Raw genomic sequence first — 15,894 nt, 5'->3', positions numbered from 1 at the left:
GCAGAAGTTGTCTGATGGGCCGCCGACTTCGGTTTGGAGGAGTTGGTATGCGGCGCCGTGGGTCTGGCCCCAGTGCATGGCTGCTTGCCACAGGAGTCTGCCGAGCCCGGGTCGCCCGGTACTTTTTGCGGACGCCGACGTGCTGGGGCATGAGCTGGGGGACGGCGATGGCGTCGGGCCGGATTTCGATGGGCCCGATGGCGCCGGCCACTGTCTCGTCCACGACGGCGGTGAGGACCGGGCCTACGCGCTGGTTGAGCATCTGGCGGTACAGCAAGGCGAAGCCGTCTGTGGCCAGTTCGGCGGCGAGGTCTTCGAAGCCAGGCTTGGACCTGGAGGAGTTGGTATGCGGACGGAGACGGAAACCCTGTCCCCGTCCGGTAAGACGTCATCTCATTTGGTTATTCGGCGGTAGCAGATGAGAGTGCAGGCGATGCTGGCGAAGGCCAGGAAGTGCTCGGCTTTGCGCTCGTAGCGGCGGTGCAGTCTGCGGCATCCGGCGAGCCAGGACATGGTGCGTTCTATGGTCCAGCGGTGGCGGCCCAGACGAGTCGAGGACTCGATGCCTCTGCGGGCGATGCGGTGCCGGATGCCGCGTCCGCGTAACCATCGCCGCAGGTGGTCGTAGTCGTATCCCTTGTCGGCGTGGAGTTTGGCCGGCCTGCGCCGCCGGCGTCCGCGCCGGGAGCGAATCGGCGGTATGCCCTTCACCAGGGGGATCAGGGCCTGGCTGTCGTGCAGGTTCGCCCGGAGATTCCGACGGACAGGGGCAGACCGGTCCGTTCGGTGATCAGGTGGATTTTCGAGCCGTACTTGCCCCGATCCACAGGATTCGGGCCTGTCAGCTCCCCCTTTTCAGGGCCCGCATGTTCACCGAGTCGATCGCGCAGCGGGACCAATCCAAGTCGCCGCGAGAGCCGAGTTCGTCGAGGACCAGGCGATGGAGTTTTGCCCACACGCGGGCCTTCGTCCACTCGGCAAAGCGTCGGTGGGCCGTCGCTCCTGACGGACCGAACGATGCGGATGGCAGCTGCTGCCACGTGCAGCCTGAGGTCGCTACGAAGACGATTGCGGCCAGAACTTCGCGGTCGCCGTGTCGGCGCCGGCCGCCGCCCTGAGGTCGCGACGGCGCCTCCGGCACCACCCGCTGGAACATCTCCCACAACTCGTCCGGCACCAGCCGCTCAACGATCCCTGCCACAATCGGCAGCTTACCCAACCAATTGAGATGACATCTAAAGAAGCCAGCCTCCCCACGCTCGGGGTCCCGGTCCCTCGTGGTCGGGCCTGTGGCCGGGGGCATTGTGTAGACCAACCCGGGTGCGCAGTCGCTTGATGCGCACCGCCTATGGCGTCTGTGGGTCCATCCATCCGACCCGGCGTTCGGGATCCCGTATAGGGCGCCATACAGCCGCGGCGGGTCCGTGCTGGAGGAGGTCGGTCATGGGTGCGGCGAGCACGGTCACCTCGCGCAGGAGCAGGGCTACCGCGAGGTCGACGTCGGCCGCGTGCAGGGCACGCACCCGGCTGTCGATGCCGACGGGGCCGGTGGCGTCCAGGACGAACAGCAGTCGTGGGAAGAGCGGATAGTGCCGCCGCCATTGCTCCTGGACCGCCTCCGCTGTGCGGCGCACGGGAGTCGGCACGTACTGGTGGAGGCGGGCGTAGCCGCGGAGCTTGGCAGCGAGGCGTTCGGGGCCCATGGTCGCCCGGTCGACTTCGAGGAACGCCCGCAGCATCGAACCCTCACCACCGTTCCGGCTTCCCCGCGGTGACCCCTCAGATGGCATCACCGCAGGGCACCACGATATTCGCGCCGGTCAATCGCTGACGTTCCCGCTGATGCGTGGTCAGCAGACTCCCGAGGGGCACGGAAGTCAGGACCGATCCACTTCGTTGTGTAACCGTTGGCGGCATGCGCGGCAAAATCGGTAAATTGCGTTTAGTTGTCATTCATGTGAGGGAAGGCGTATCGAAAGGTATCATGTAGAGAGGAATTGGTGCCGGATGAAGGATTACGTGCCACTCATCGAGACAGGGTTGTGGGTAATTTTCGCCACAATGGCACTGATTGTATTTATGAAACCGGTGAAGGAGCGAATCGAGTCGGGTGCATCATTCGAAGCTGGACCTGCCGGGATTAAGTGGATGCGCTGGGTGGCGCCGTGTCCAAGCTATTCCTTCACACCATGTCCGGACAAATGTATGAAAACCTAAAGAAATTGACTTCCGGAAATTTCGGAAATTACGTGATGGGGTCGGCGCTGGAACGCGAGCTCCGACATCTGCGCGACATCGGATACATTCGCGTACATTCAATCAGCAGCGTACCTCCTGAGGGCGAAAACCTTTCTCAATATGTGAGTGTGACCGAAGCCGGATCGCAGTTCGTGGCATTGAGAGAAAAGGCAGCTGCTGAACGGAACAAGAAACCAGAAAATACCCAGACCAGCTAGCGAGAAGCAGCCTTCGTACGCCCCAGCGGAGGTCCTCAAGACCCTCAACGTCACCCTGCCCTCAGAGCTGGTCGTCGCCGACGCGGACGGCCTGTTCCTCGTCGTCGAGCTGATCCCACCCGACACCAAAACGACGGACCGCAAGGTCAAGCCGCTGCTCCAGCCGATCCCCGGCACAAGCCTCCACAACCGCCCGCGTTCTCGTCATCGTCAGCAACTCCCATACACACGGTCTGGTGCCGCCCTGATACGCCACCGCGCGTACGACCGAGCGCATCAGCCGGCCCCGACCACACCACCGACCACCAGGACCCGACGACGGTCACAGTGCGACAACACCGCCCCCGACCAGGCAGATATCCCCGCCGACAACCCCGCGACAGCGGTAGGTGACCTGGGGTCCCGCGCCTGCATATCCGCAGGTTGCTACGCCGTTCTCTACGTGGTCGGCATCCCGACATCCCCCTCAGCACACCCCAACGGAAGGGACGGTGGGTGGGCGCGCGTGGGTGGTCGCCTCCGCGCAACCCGTCCATCGCCCAGAGTCGGGGCGCATGAAGGCCGGCCGGCTGGAACTGGCGGCGCGGCCGGGCCGGGTCAGTCAGCGGGCGTCCAGGGCGGGTCCGGGGTGATGGGGAAGGGCCGCGTCGACCTCCCCAGGCGTGGCGGCCCTTCCCACAGCGATGGTCCGGCTACCCCGGTGATCGCTGTCCATGCGCGGTACGCCGCGTTGGTGATCAGCCTGGTCCCGAGGCCTTGAGTGCTGATCTATCACGGTCACGCCGATCCAGACGACGCTCGGTGGAGGACTTCTTTCGTGCGCGAAGGGTGAATGCCGCACTCTGTGTGTAGTGCTGATGCCGTGTACGTATCCCCGTGACGGCATCAGCACTCGCTTTGCGATGGCCGCCTGGTGGCTGGCAGGTGTGAGTGCCCGCGCGAGGGAGACTCGCGTGAGCAGGGGTTGGGCAGTCAGCCTCTCGGGCTCTTCGCCATCCATGGTCGGCGAAGAGTTCCTCTTCACGTCCTATGGATCTTCGCGTGGCGCTGGGGGTGTCTTGCCGTTCCGGTCCGGGGCAGGCGTACTGGAAACGTCGCCCCTGTATGGAGACCCGGAATGACAACCTCCCGCGACCAGTGGTCCCTGCCCGACGGCACGCGTGATGCCGCGGTGGCCCGTCTGGAACAGGAGATCGCTCAGTTGCGGCAGGCGGTCGGTTCCCATGCGGTGGTCGACCAGGCGATCGGTGTCCTCATCGCGATTCACCGGATCCCACCGCATACGGGGTTCGAGGTGCTGCGTGAGGTCTCCCAGCACCGATCACCCTGCCGGACAGCCCGCTTTCGTGAAAGCGCGAGGCTAGCCCGTCGCAGCCAGCAGCCCTGGGCGGCTGAACGCTTTGCAGCCGGCGCCGGACTCAGCTGGAGGTTAGGGTCAGTCTGCACCAACCGCAGCCGACCGCGTTGTCCGATCCCCAGGCCAGGAGGGTGACCGACTGGTCGTCCTGGACGGTCGCCGGTGCGGTGTAGACGGCCGTGGTGGTGCCTTCGGTGAAGGCGACCGTGCCCATGCCGGTGGGGTAGACGCACCAGGTGAAGCGGTCGAGATCGTCGGAGGCCGCGGTGAGGGTCACGGTGTCGCCGGCGCTCACCGTCGTGCTTGACGCCGTGACCGTGACGGTCGGCGTGGTGGCGAGCTGCACGGTCGCCGCCACGCCGGACGGGCCGGGGCTGATGGTCACCGTCTGGGACTGCGTCACGGAATCCGGCGCGGTGTAGATCCACTGGCCGGTGCCCCAGCCCTGCTCCAGGGTGCCCACGCCCGACGGGGAGAGCGTGCAGACCACGCCATCCACCGGATAGCCGTCGGAGTCCACGACCACGAAGTCGTAGCCCTGTCCGGCGGTGAGGGTCAGCGCCGTCGGCGTGACGATCCGGTCTGATGAGGGCGGCGCCGGGGCCAGCAGCACCATGGCGCGCCCCACCCAAGAGCCGTCCGCCTGGTCGATCGCGGTCACGATCACCACGCCGGGCTGCTGCACGCTGTCGGGTGCCTGGTACAAGCCGGTCGGGTCGATCGCGCCGAGCGGTGGCTGGACCTCCCAGTCGACCGCGGTGGTCGATCCGGCGACGGTGGCGCCGAACTGCTGCTGCCCGGTCGGGGTGAGGGTGACGGTGGGCGGGCTGACGGTGAGGACGGACTCCACCTGGCCGGTCAGGGTCAGGTCACCGGGGACGGCCACGGCCGTGAGCTGCAGGACCTGCTCGGAGGGGAAGAGCAGGTTCTGCAGGGCGAAGGTGCCGACGTCGGGCAGGGTCACCTGCTGGAGGACGGACTGCAGGGCGGACCCCAGGGAACTCTGGATGTCGTCGGGCAGGAAGTCCGTGGTGCCGCTCCAGAAGCTGCTCCACCCGCTTCCCGTGTTGTCCGGCGTCAGCGTGCACTTGGTCTGCCCGACGAAGCTCACGATGCCGGTGGTGGGGTCGGCATTCGCGGTGTATGACGTCGTGACCGTCCCGTCGAGGTCGCAGTGGTTGACCGAGAATCCGGGCACGATCTTGCCGACCTCTTCGGCCGGGTCCCCGTTCGGCGGGGCCGGGGGGTTCAGGGCCATGGAGAAGTACTGCTCGAACGAGCAGGTGAAGGTCGACACGAGATCGGTGCCGTCGCTGACCAGGGTGAAGGTTGCCGGCTGGAGGGTGACGTCGTCGTAGTCGGCGCTGTCGTTCGATGTGTAGGGGATGTCGGGCTGGCCGGGCCAGGGATTCGGGAAGCCGCCCAGGTCCAGGGTGCCTCCCGAGCCGTTGATCCGGTAGCTGCCGTCGCTCTGCTGCTCGGCGGTGAACGTCGTGCCGATGTTCTTGAATTCCTGGGTGAGGGTGGGGGCGATCAACGAGGTGAACAGGAGGTCTCCGGACACCAGTAGCGCAGCGGTGTCGCCCTCGGGAAGGGGGTAGGGGGACAGGGGGCCGACGGTTCCGCCGCTGCCAGTGGTCCTGATGAGCAGCAGGACGGCGCCGTCGCCGGGCAGGTCGGGGTTCTGCTGGACGACGAAGTCGAACTCGGACGGTGCCAGGCAGCCGGACAGCCCGTCCGGGCCCTTCTGGATCTCGCCGAGGGGGTAGCTGGTGCTCTGGGTCCTGAAGTAGGTCTGCAGGGCGGTACTCATCGCGGTGAGCACTTCGGATTCGGGATCGATCCCACCGATGACGGGCTGGAAGGCGGCCGCGCCGAGGTCGATCCCCACTCGGCCGAGCGAGTCGTCGACGGTGCCCTGCATGCCGGTGAGCGTGACGGGGCCGTTCAGCCACGAGGATCTCGGTTCGAGCGGCAGAACGTTGCGCACCACTCCTGCGGCGGGGTCGACGCGCAGGACCCTGCCCGTCACCAGGAACATCGACAACTCGCACTGCGGCTCGTCGCCGTCGTCGGAGAAGGAGAAGTCCGGCGGCCCAAGGACGGTGTCGACGACCATGAGGTCGTCGCCGTCGGGGAACGCCACCCGGATCGGGCGTACGGGGCTCGTCGGCCCCTCCGCGAGGTACTGCTGACGGAACACGGCCGAGATCTGCACCGCGTTCATGGCGCACACCGCGTCCCAGCCCAGCAGATCGGGTTGCCCGCCGTCGCCCCGCGGGCCGGGTTGCCGCGGCCGTGCAGCTTTCCGCTTCGCCGTCTGAGTCATGGTCCCGTCGCTTCCAGGAGCTCTAGTGATCCGCCGCCCACGTATCCCACGTAGTCGATGAGGCATTTCGCGGTCACGCAGTACGGTCCGATCGCACTGTTGCGAATGGCGCTGAAATTCAGGAACGAGAAGATGCCGGGCAACGGCAGGAGGTCCACGATGGCGATCTGCTCGCTGTCGAGGTCGTCCTCGAGGATCTGGTACGCGCCGACGCACAGCCGCCCGAGGCCGACCAGGGTCATCACGACCGCACCGATGTCCCTGGCGTTGGGCCCGACCTCTTTCTGGAGCAGCTGGATCGTGGCCATGGGCACCGCCCGCATGACGAGGACCAGCGCGACGAGTGCGATCGCCCCGCCTTCCAACATCTGGGTGAACGGCAGCCCGTTGAACAGTGCCCAGATCGCGCCGGCCCAGGTCATCCTGATCAGGCCGAGCCACCAGGGGGTGTCGGGTCCCAGCAGATCGGCCACCAGGGACGGGAGGAAGAAGAGGGCCTGGAGGATTCCCCCGGCGATCTGGTAGCTCTGGGGCACGGTGCCGGCGAGGATGCCGTCCGGGGAGAAGGTGCCGCTCGGGAAGGGTTCGGTGTCCACGCCCTCGATCAGCTTGTACAGCACGGTCGTGGGGAACGCCGCGAGCAGCGCGGTCAGCGCCCCGACGGTCAGCTGCCCGTCCTCGGGGTACCCGGCGGCCTTGGCCATCCACTGCCACAGCGTGTTGAGCGGGCCCCAGCGCAGCTCCTGGGAGAGCAAATCGCTCAGCCCGTCCATCGCGGCGTCGCAGAGGCCGGCGAAGGCGTCCGCCGTCGCGTCGGCGAGGTCCAGCCCGGTGAAGGCGAGTCCCTCGACCGCGGCCAGCAGGTCGCCGATCCCTTGGCCGGCGAACTGCTCCGGATGCTCGATCAGGGTCTCCAGCGCGCCAGCGAGGTCCGCCATCGCGCCGGTGAAGTCACCCTGAGCGTCCGACAGTTGCGTTGCGAAGGCTTGCCACGGGCCCTGCGCGGGCTGATAGGCGGCCACGCCGGGGTCATCAGGGGCCTGGGCCCCGACCTTGTCCTGGAGCCAGTTGTGATGGACGTTCTGGGAGAAGTCGGCCGGTGTGGCTCCGCCCGCGACGACGGTGGTGGTGCTCGGGGGCGGCTGCTGGTAGGCAGGGAGTTGGCCGTACGGCGTCTGGCCCGCGGCGCCCTTGGCGGCGCCGAACGCCTGCGCGACCGCCTCCTTCTGTTCGGCGAACCATGTGTCGGCGGCGCTCTGGTAGTGCGCCGTGAACTGCTTCACCAGGGACGGTATCTGACTCATGGCGCTCTCGATCGCCAGCTTGCTGCGCCAGATGGCACCGAAGTCGAACAGTGCCCGGAGCCACTTGACCACCTTGTCGATCTCGGCCTCCACCCAGGCGAACACGCCGGATATGAAGTGCGCGGCCTGTTCCAGCCCGGCCACCGCCAGGGTGATGCCCGCGGCGATCTCCTCGCCTATCTGCAGGGTGAATCGGGCGACCTGGTCGATGGCGCTCACCACGACGTCGGCGATCTTGATCAGGCCGTTCTTGATGCCCTCCCAGACGTCTCCGGTCCACCGTTCGATGTCGTTCCAGAAACTGCCTGGCCTGCCGCCCTCCTCGGCCAGCGCCCGGGCGAGTTCCTCCGGGGTGTGCAGCATGGTGAACCGGGGCCCCGCCTCCCCGCCGCCCGGGCTTGTGGTCTGCAGCCGGTATCCCGCCACCCCGGAGGGCGTGGTGCCCAGACCGCTCATGGCGGTGTTCCGGATGGCCGCCGCCGCGGCCCCGGCTGTGCTGTCAGTGGCGCCCGGCGCCAGTTGCGCACCGTCGACCTGCGCCGCCGCCAGCGTGGCCCCGTCGGCGTCGAACTGCGGGAGCGGCCCTCCGGGATTCGTCGGATTGAGCGTGCCCTGCCCGGACAGATAGGTCAGCGCTCCCGAGCCGGGCTGCACGACGGCCGCCTCGGCGAGTCCCTCGGCGGCCAGCGACAACCTGGGGGCGGCCAGTCCGGCCGTGGTGAGCATGGCGAGGGTGACCTTGCCCAGTGCGTCGGTGGTCAGGTCCACCGGGTCACTGCCCACGGTTACGGTGACGCCCCCACAGGACAGCTCGCACGCCGAACTGCCCTGCGCCGCCGCGAGGGTCACCGGGTACTGCGGCACCGGCGCGCCGTTGGCGTCCATGACGGTGACCTCGGTGCGGTAGCGGGTGACCTCGTAGGCGTTCGGGGACGAGGTCAGCACCGTGCCGCTGCGCCACATCTGGGTCTGCGGATCCTGCATGTGCAGCCGCAGCGACCCGACGGCCGCGTCGATGGCGAACAGGCTCGGTGCGTCGGCGGGACTGCCCGAACTGGCCACGCCGGCTATCCCGTTGTCCAAGGGGATGGGCGGCGACCAGTTGGGCGTGCCGTCGTCGTTCCACGGTACCTCCGGGTCTTGGTGGAGTACCCAGAGGTTGAGCGAGGTGTCCTGCACGTAGATGTGCAGCGTGCCGTCGGTGGAGACGTGCCCGACGGCCGAGGCGGTGGACAGGGCGGGTCCGGCGAGCGGCTGCACCACGGTGACGGACGGGGACTGGGCCCACAGGTTCAGGGTGTCGTCGGTGTCGACGAGGGCGAAGACGGCGGTGTTGACCGCGGCGCTCCAGAAGCCGACCACGACCTGCTTCAGCGTGCCCTGGTACTCAGGCAGCGAGGACTGGCGGGCCTCGGGGTCTCCCAGCACGCCGACCACCAGCATGGGTTCGCCACCGAGGTCGGCGACCAGGGTCCAACTGGACTCGTCGCTCAGGACGAGCTGGAAGTCCCCGGCCAGGCTGCTGGGAAGGGTGCACACGGTCGTGGTGAACGTGCCGCCGGGCGTGGGCTGGTAGCAGGTGGCCAGGTTGCCGTCCGGGTCTGCCCCGTACAGCACGAGACGGCCAGCAGGCGTGTAGGCGGTGTGCAGGTTGGACACCGACGAGCCGCCGACCGGTTGCGGATCGCTCCAGGTGAGGCCGTCCGACTGCAGTCGGCTGGTGTGGAGCGTGGCGCCGTCGGAGAGAAATCCGAAGACCGCGGCCTGCGGGCTGTCCGGGTAGGCGACCCCGGCGGCGACCTCGGCCGCTTCGAGCCCGCCGAACGGTGTCCGCATCGTCCAGCCGGTGTCCGTCGAAGGGTCGCCGGCGATGTGCGCAAACTGCGGTGTCTGCGAGTCCTGGACGGCGACGACGGCCAGTGCCTCGGTCCGGTTGTTGCCCAGTACGCCACTGCCTGTGGGATTGACGAAGACCCCCACCGGAGATGCGCTGGTGGTGTCGACCGGGATCGTGTCCGCGGTGACCAGATCGTGGCTGAGCACCTGCGAGATGTTCACCTGTAACGGCGTCGCCGGCGCTCCGGCGGCTCTCTGTAGAGTGTTGCGTTCGGGTGCCGTGGTGGTCGTGACCATGGCTCCTCACATTCACCGGATCATCGGAGCGTGTCAGGATGCGGCCCTTCGTCCGGCAGGCGAGGCGATCCCACGCTTGGTCCTCACCGGTTTCCCACCGGATTACGGGATGGAATCGCCTACCCGATGGGCGCCCGCGACTCGGGCTCAGCAGTGGCATGCTCCGCGGTTCACCGTCGGCACGGTTCTGCTGCATCGTTGCTGTCGGTGCACACCTCTACGGGGGGCCTACTCACTGTGGTATCGCAGAGCCGCTGTGTTCGCAAACGCTGAGCCGCGGCATCGCGGTCCGGTGACGGGATTCGGGCGTTAGCCTCGATCTTTCTTGACGGTCCGCCGACGGAGTCGGCGGACCGTTTGGCTTTCGGTGGCTGAGGGTGGGCAGGCTGAGGGCCCGAGTGTCGCGTCGGGTGGGCGCCGGGTTCCACTTTCCCGGTGTGGTGGTGCGGATCGTTGGGGTGGTCGGTGTGGCTGGTCAGCCGGGGCTCGGCAAGGCATTGAGCCGGTCGATTGCCCGGGTGATCTCGTCGGTCCAAGGCCATCGGGTGGTAAAGCGGAGGCAGTGGCGGCGGGCGGTGGTGACGAGCTGGGCGGCGGCGGAGAACAGCTGTAGGCGGAGCTTCTTGGGTTCCCAGCGGCGAGTGGTGCCGGTCAGGGCGAGCATGGGCATCCAGGCGAGGAGGTCGAGTGCGAGGGAGACGATCTCCAGCCAGATCCGGTTCTGGGCTGTGTCGTGCAGGGGCAGGTTGCGCAGGCCGGTGTCGCGGGCATTGCGGATGCGGTCCTCGCAGCGGGCCCGGCGGCGGTGACGCAGTTCGAGGTCGGCGAGCTGGCCGCCCTTGGTGTTGGTCGCGAAGCAGGTCAGCCGTAGTCCGTCGAGGTCGGTGAAGCGCAACTGGGCGCCGGGGTGCGGCCGTTCCTTGCGGACGACCAGCCGCATCCCTTTCGGCCAGGTGCTCAGGTCGGGCATGTCGGTGATCTCCGCGACCCAGGCGCCGGGCCGCTCGGTGCCGCCCGCGTCGTAGGCCGGCGTCCACGCCTTCTTCGGGATCTTCAGTACGGCCTGGTGGATGGCATCGGTGATGGTCATGCCGACGGAATACGACAACCACCGGCCCGGCCTGGAGAGCCAGTCGAGGAAGGCGTGGGTGCCGCCGGCGGAGTCGGTGCGGATCAAGGTCTGCCGGCCTCGCCGCAGGTGTTTCGGCAGTTGTGCCAGGGCGAGTTGGGCGGTCGCGATGTGATCGCTCGCGGTGTTGGAGCCGGCGTTGCCGGGCCGCAGCAGGGCAGCCACCGGCTCTCCGGACCCGGCTGGGCCGTGGTCGACGAACGCGACGAGCGGATGGTGGCCGAAGGTCTTTTTCCAGGTCGCGGTGGCGTCCTGCTTCTCGGAGTGCGCAAGGACCAGCACCCCGTCGATGTCCACAATCACCTGGCCGTCGGCGGCCGGACTGCCTCCACCGGCCAACTCCCAGACCCACGACCGCACTTCGGAGCGTGCGTCCCGGGTCGCCGCAAGAGCCTTCGCACCGGACGCGGCGAGCGCGTCGACGAGACGGGAGACCGTCGGATCGGAGGCCACCGAGCCGAACACGGCCGGCTCGGCCCGCAGCATGCCGATGTCGGCCAGGCAGTCTCCGCCGAGCGCGACGGCCAGGGCAACATCCAGAAGGATCTTGCCCGGATCATGCACCGTCCGCGGCTTGCGCCACGGCGTCAGCGCCGCCGATATCGTGGTGTCCAGCCCCACCTTGCGGACGGTCTCGACCAGCAGCACCACTCCGGCCTGCGAGACGGCCCTGTTGCCACTGCCCTCGACGCGGACACGCGGGTACAACCCGAGACGCTTACTCACCTGGAAAGTGCCTCCGACGGACGCGGGAACGAGGGCCCAGACAATCCTCATTCTCGCTGGTCAGGGGCACTTTCTGCTCTTGGGGCCACTCGTCGGACAACCTGCTCGGGTAACTCCGCGAGGTTGGCTACGCGGATTCCACCACACGATGGTGATGAGGCAAACGACCCTGACCGCACCCCGGGTCCCGTTCTTTACCGTGCGGGCGACCTCATCACTGCGAGCATAGACGGACACGCGACGGCGACCGGGGAGTACCCGGGGGCAAGGGGGTACGCCCGCTTCACCTGAGGGGTGCTTCTCTCCTCGCACCCAACCGGACCCTCGGCAAGCCCCGATGCCGCTGGTCAGGAGTACTTCTCGCAGCTGTGATCAAGCCGTGGACCGCCCGGTTCGTGAAAGCCCGAGGCTAACCCGGCGGGTCAGACAATTGGCCGGAGGTCAGGGACGGGGACTGCCGGGGCATGCTGGCGCAGGCCAGTGACAGCGTCGAAGACCTCCCAGAGACACTCGCCGCCGGGGCCGGACTGCGGGGCCCTGTCCGGTCCTCGCTGGCCGGGCGGTGGCAGGCGAGAGCCGGAGCGTCCAAGGTTGGGCGGGCTCTGGCACGGCGCGGGGGTCGTACGTCACGCTGGGGAAGTTGACGGAGGGGTGTCACATGGGCGGTGGAGTTCGATGCGGTGATCGACCGCGACGGCGTGACGTGGCAGGCGTTCACGGATGATGACGGGGTGCTGGTCATCGATGTCGACGCGGATGTCGAGGTGTGGGTGAACCGCGCGGTGGTCGGCGGGTACGTGTATCCGGCGCGGGTCGACGACTATGGGCGGCTCGTCATCGAGCTGGACGGCTGACCCTGGCGGCCGGTCTACCGGCCGCGGGCATTGGCGAGGCCGGCCGCTTCGAGCAGCATCCGGGCCGGGACGGCGCCGCATCGCTGCCGGTCGTTGAAGGCGGGCACGGATTCGTCGTGGAACTTCCGCTGGACCGCGTCCAGGAGGATCGCTGAGGCGTCGTCGGCGAGGTCGCGGTCGCGGTCGGCGCCGACTTCAGCACCGATGGCGCCGATGAGGCAGACGGCGCCGCCGTCGTCGGTGAGGGCTCCCGCACACCATCCGGCGGTCTGCATGCGGTGGTGGGCGTGCTCCAGGAGCGCGGCGGCGGGGGTGCGGTAGGTGGCCGGGGCGGGCGGCTGGTGGGTGGGTGTGAGCGGGACGGTGATGACGTCCGCAAGGTCGATGGGGTCGATGGCCAGGTGCGCAGTGCGTACGGAGGTACAGCGTCAGCCCCGACCGCCCGGTCGTCCCCGCGCCTGCGGGGGGTAGCTCGTTCCCCAGCGCCTTCAGTTGATACGGCAGCCTCTTGTCGGACGTACGGCCGGGTGGCCGATTTCAGGTATGGGGGTGGCGGGGTGCAGGCAGACAGGGCGCTCGAGGCCCTCAGAGCGGTGTGGGCGTGTGAGGTGGAAGCCGAGCACGGCTGGGTGTTGGACGTCGCGGCGCCGTCGACGCAGCGCAGTGCGCGGCTTCTGGCGGAGGAGGGGCTGGTGGAGACAGCCGGACGGGAGACGCGTGCGGAGCTGTCGGCGTGGGAGGGCCGGCCGGTGCGCTGGGCGGTGCGCCTGACGGCAGCCGGGCACGACCTGCTCGCCTACGCCGGCGTCCTGCCGGCTCCCACCCCTTGCGCGCCGGGGCCGGGACAGCAACTAGTCGAGCTGGCGCCGTCGCAGATGGCAGCGCTGCGGCTGTTCGTCGGCCTGGCGGATCAGTTGAAGTCGCCGCCGGCCGGGGCTTGCCGAGCAGGTCCGTACTTCGTCGCTCTCTCGCCACGGCGGAGGCGCGTGGCCCGCGCGCCGGCGAACAGCAGCACCAGTCCGGTGGCGGCCAGCTTCTCCTTGGGCACGAACATCTTGGAGCTGCCGGTCAGGCAGACGGCGGCGAACGCCTCTCACTCCATCCCGAGCCCGCCTCCGGCATCGGACGGCAAAACTTCGTGCGCAGTGTGAGCACCTGCATGTATGCATAGTCTATGGCGCCACAGCAACTTCCCAACAGAAAGGCAATCCTTCCGGCTGGTGTACCGGAAAGTGCAAGGTGTACGTCGCCTTCGATGCCACTGCCGTGATGTACGGGCCACAGTGGAGGAGCTCTGCGCCGATAAGGGAGCGCAGGGGCCTAACCTGAAGCAGAAGATCACCGGCTTGTAGATCAGAGGCGTAGCGCCGGACCTGGTCACCGAGCTGGATGAGGCGCGACTGCTGGGAAACTGGAGCATCCACCAGGGGGTTGAGTTCGCGCCCGACGAGATAGCCGATGCCGCCGCCCTCATTGATGACGCCTGCTTCGAGATCTACGTTCAGCCAGCACAACGTCAAATCATGAGAGACATGAGCAAGGCGCGCCGTGACGCCAACCCAAAAATCTCGTAAGACGCGGACCCTGACCGGCCCCACCAAAGCAACAGCGCTGTCGGTCAGCGGAGACGAACAGACAGGGCAGCGGCCCAAGCACGTAGACGGTGAGGCGGTGGAAACGTCCGTCGTCCGGTGCTGGCGGGGGCGCTGTAGCCGAACTGAGCGCGGGTTTCGATGGTGATGCCGGTGGCGGTGGCGGCCTCCTTGCGTCGCTGCCAGCGTGGCCGGACGGCGGTGTCGATCCTGTCGGTGATGCCCCTGGGACCGGTGCTTGCGGTTGCCGCGTCGGAGCGGTTGACGGAGTCGGCGTTGAAGCCGATCTCCTGGCCCACGTGGAACATCGCTCACCGAAAGGCACTCATGCATACGAGTGGGCCGCTACCGCAGCTAGTGCTGTGACCGCGTTGGTTCGCCGGGTTGGTGGTCGTGGCGGTTGGATGGGCGGTGACGTCCGATCCGATCGTTGGAGGCGCGGTGGCCGAGCCCGTCCGTGTGCGCAGACTGACCGACCAGGAGGGGCAGAAGCTGCAGCAGATCGTGCGCCGGGGCAGTGCCAGCACGGTGCGTTACCGGCGGGCGATGATGCTGCTGGCCTCGGCCGGCGGGAACCGGGTCCCGGTGATCGCGCAGCTGGTGCAGGCCGATGAGGACACCGTCCGGGACGTGATCCACAGGTTCAACGAGATCGGTCTGGCCTGCCTGGACCCTCAGTGGGCGGGAGGCCGTCCCCGCCAACTCAGCGGTGACGACGAGGATTTCGTCACCGCGACGGCCGCTACCCGCCCGGTCAAGCTCGGCCAGCCCTTCACCCGCTGGTCGCTGCGGAAACTCGTCGCCTACCTGCGCAAAGTGCACGGCCGGGTGATCCGTATTGGTCGCGAGGCGTTACGGTGCCTGCTCGCCCGCCGTGGCATCACCTTCCAGCGCACCAAGACGTGGAAGGAGTCCCCGGACCCCGAGCGCGACACCAAGCTGGACCGCATCGAGGAGGTGCTGGACCGCTTCTCGGACCGGGTTTTCGCCTTCGACGAGTTCGGGCCGCTCGGGATCCGGCCCACCGCGGGCTCGGGCTGGGCCGAACAAGGACACCCCGACCGGCTGCCGGCCACCTACCACCGCACCCACGGAGTCCGATATTTCCACGGCTGCTACTCGGTCGGTGACGACAGCTTGTGGGGTGTCAACTGCCGCAGGAAAGGCGCCGGGAACACGCTGGCCGCACTGAAGTCGATCCGCGCCGCCCGCCCGGACGGCGCCCCGATCTACGTGATCATGGACAATCTGTCCGCCCACAAGGGCGCCGACATCCGCCGCTGGGCGCGGAAGAACAAGGTCGAGTTGTGCTTCACCCCGACCTACGCCTCATGGGCGAACCCGATCGAGGCCCATTTCGGACCACTCAGGCAGTTCACCATTGCCAACTCGAACCATCCCAACCACACCGTGCAGACCCGGGCACTGCACGCCTACCTGCGGTGGCGCAACGCCAACGCCCGCCACCGCGACATTCTGGCCGCCGAACGCAAGGAACGCGCCCGCATCCGATGCGAGAAGGGCATCCGCTGGGGCGGACGCCCTCTCACGATGGCGGCCTGACCAGATGTTCTGGGTCAGACCACCAGCGCCGCGTGCAGCGCACTGAATGCTTCACGAAGTTCCAACGTGGCGATCGGATCGATCTCCATCTGCAGATGACACACGCCGTCGTCGCCGTTGGGAGTCAGGCGCACGAAGAAGGCAAAACCGTCCCCGACGGGCTCCGCCTTCAACCTCAGCGGATTGTTCCGGCCAGGAGTCACCGCCGCCGAGAAGCGTCCACTCGACGGCGCGCGCAGGTGAGAGAGCATGCGGGCCGCGAAGTCCACGACCTCCGCAGCGCTGAGATCCGCGGTGAAGTCAGCTGTCAGCCACGAGCACCAATCTGCAGTGACCTGCCAGCTGTCGCCATCGGTCCGAGCCAGTTCCAGCCACACATCAGCGCTGCCGAGGCGTATCCGCGGTTCTTCCATCGTCGCCCTCCGACATCCGTGCCCGGGCTCAAGATCCT

The 15,894-nt window shown here is 67.9% G+C and carries 13 protein-coding genes and 1 pseudogene; 5 read left to right on the top strand and 9 right to left on the bottom strand.

Annotation, left to right across the window (positions count from 1 at the left end; translation table 11 throughout):
* Positions 1-393 precede the first annotated feature (393 nt).
* Together ACFVYS_RS26945 and ACFVYS_RS26940 are read right to left on the bottom strand one after the other, a co-directional pair.
* A pseudogene (locus ACFVYS_RS26945) lies at positions 394-1,156 on the bottom strand (IS5 family transposase).
* 190 nt (positions 1,157-1,346) lie between these two features.
* The gene (locus tag ACFVYS_RS26940; RefSeq protein ID WP_389506011.1) at positions 1,347-1,739 is read right to left on the bottom strand and encodes a hypothetical protein; all 393 of its coding nucleotides are present in this window, start codon (positions 1,737-1,739) and stop codon (positions 1,347-1,349) included.
* 426 nt (positions 1,740-2,165) lie between these two features.
* On the opposite strand from ACFVYS_RS26940, the gene ACFVYS_RS26935 reads away from it, so the two are divergent.
* Positions 2,166-2,456: a hypothetical protein gene (locus ACFVYS_RS26935; protein WP_389506009.1), complete on the top strand. Its 291-nt coding sequence runs from the start codon at positions 2,166-2,168 to the stop codon at positions 2,454-2,456.
* A 1,117-nt stretch (positions 2,457-3,573) separates the two neighbouring features.
* Positions 3,574-3,948 carry an ANTAR domain-containing protein gene (locus tag ACFVYS_RS26930; protein ID WP_389506007.1) on the top strand — a complete coding sequence of 125 codons (375 nt, stop codon included), beginning with the start codon at positions 3,574-3,576 and terminating at the stop codon, positions 3,946-3,948.
* On the opposite strand, the gene ACFVYS_RS26925 is transcribed toward ACFVYS_RS26930, so the two are convergent.
* From ACFVYS_RS26925 to ACFVYS_RS26915, 3 genes are all read right to left on the bottom strand, one after another.
* A complete protein-coding gene (locus ACFVYS_RS26925; RefSeq protein ID WP_389506005.1) occupies positions 3,875-6,142 on the bottom strand; it encodes a hypothetical protein in 2,268 nt (755 codons plus the stop codon). The two genes, ACFVYS_RS26930 and ACFVYS_RS26925, sit on opposite strands and share 74 nt — an antisense overlap.
* Complete coding sequence (locus ACFVYS_RS26920; protein WP_389506003.1) at positions 6,139-9,504, bottom strand: hypothetical protein; 3,366 nt, start codon at positions 9,502-9,504, stop codon at positions 6,139-6,141. The genes ACFVYS_RS26925 and ACFVYS_RS26920 overlap by 4 nt, the downstream gene beginning before the upstream one ends.
* A gap of 550 nt (positions 9,505-10,054) precedes the next feature.
* Positions 10,055-11,434, bottom strand: coding sequence for an IS1380 family transposase (locus ACFVYS_RS26915; protein WP_389506001.1), 1,380 nt, complete (start codon positions 11,432-11,434; stop codon positions 10,055-10,057).
* A gap of 665 nt (positions 11,435-12,099) precedes the next feature.
* Here ACFVYS_RS26915 and ACFVYS_RS26910 point away from each other — a divergent pair.
* The gene (locus tag ACFVYS_RS26910; protein WP_389506000.1) at positions 12,100-12,288 is read left to right on the top strand and encodes a hypothetical protein; all 189 of its coding nucleotides are present in this window, start codon (positions 12,100-12,102) and stop codon (positions 12,286-12,288) included.
* 14 nt (positions 12,289-12,302) lie between these two features.
* Here ACFVYS_RS26910 and ACFVYS_RS26905 read toward each other — a convergent pair whose 3' ends face one another.
* Positions 12,303-12,563, bottom strand: a complete 261-nt coding sequence (locus ACFVYS_RS26905; protein ID WP_389505998.1) for a hypothetical protein — start codon at positions 12,561-12,563, stop codon at positions 12,303-12,305.
* A 333-nt stretch (positions 12,564-12,896) separates the two neighbouring features.
* Between ACFVYS_RS26905 and ACFVYS_RS26900 the strand changes: the two genes are divergently transcribed.
* Positions 12,897-13,439: a hypothetical protein gene (locus ACFVYS_RS26900; protein WP_389505996.1), complete on the top strand. Its 543-nt coding sequence runs from the start codon at positions 12,897-12,899 to the stop codon at positions 13,437-13,439.
* Positions 13,440-13,460: 21 nt separating this feature from the next.
* On the opposite strand, the gene ACFVYS_RS26895 is transcribed toward ACFVYS_RS26900, so the two are convergent.
* Positions 13,461-13,802 (bottom strand): hypothetical protein, encoded by a 342-nt coding sequence (locus ACFVYS_RS26895; protein ID WP_389505994.1) that lies wholly within the window; start codon positions 13,800-13,802, stop codon positions 13,461-13,463.
* A gap of 104 nt (positions 13,803-13,906) precedes the next feature.
* Positions 13,907-14,179, bottom strand: coding sequence for a hypothetical protein (locus ACFVYS_RS26890; RefSeq protein ID WP_389505992.1), 273 nt, complete (start codon positions 14,177-14,179; stop codon positions 13,907-13,909).
* Between the two features lie 142 nt (positions 14,180-14,321).
* On the opposite strand from ACFVYS_RS26890, the gene ACFVYS_RS26885 reads away from it, so the two are divergent.
* A complete protein-coding gene (locus tag ACFVYS_RS26885; RefSeq protein WP_389505990.1) occupies positions 14,322-15,443 on the top strand; it encodes an IS630 family transposase in 1,122 nt (373 codons plus the stop codon).
* 14 nt (positions 15,444-15,457) lie between these two features.
* Here ACFVYS_RS26885 and ACFVYS_RS26880 read toward each other — a convergent pair whose 3' ends face one another.
* Positions 15,458-15,856, bottom strand: coding sequence for a hypothetical protein (locus ACFVYS_RS26880; protein ID WP_389505988.1), 399 nt, complete (start codon positions 15,854-15,856; stop codon positions 15,458-15,460).
* Positions 15,857-15,894 lie beyond the last annotated feature (38 nt).

The sequence above is a fragment of the Streptomyces sp. NPDC058295 genome (assembly GCF_042880655.1).
GTDB classification, from domain to species: domain Bacteria; phylum Actinomycetota; class Actinomycetes; order Streptomycetales; family Streptomycetaceae; genus Streptomyces; species Streptomyces coriariae.
This window is presented reverse-complemented; position numbering and strand designations above follow the sequence as displayed.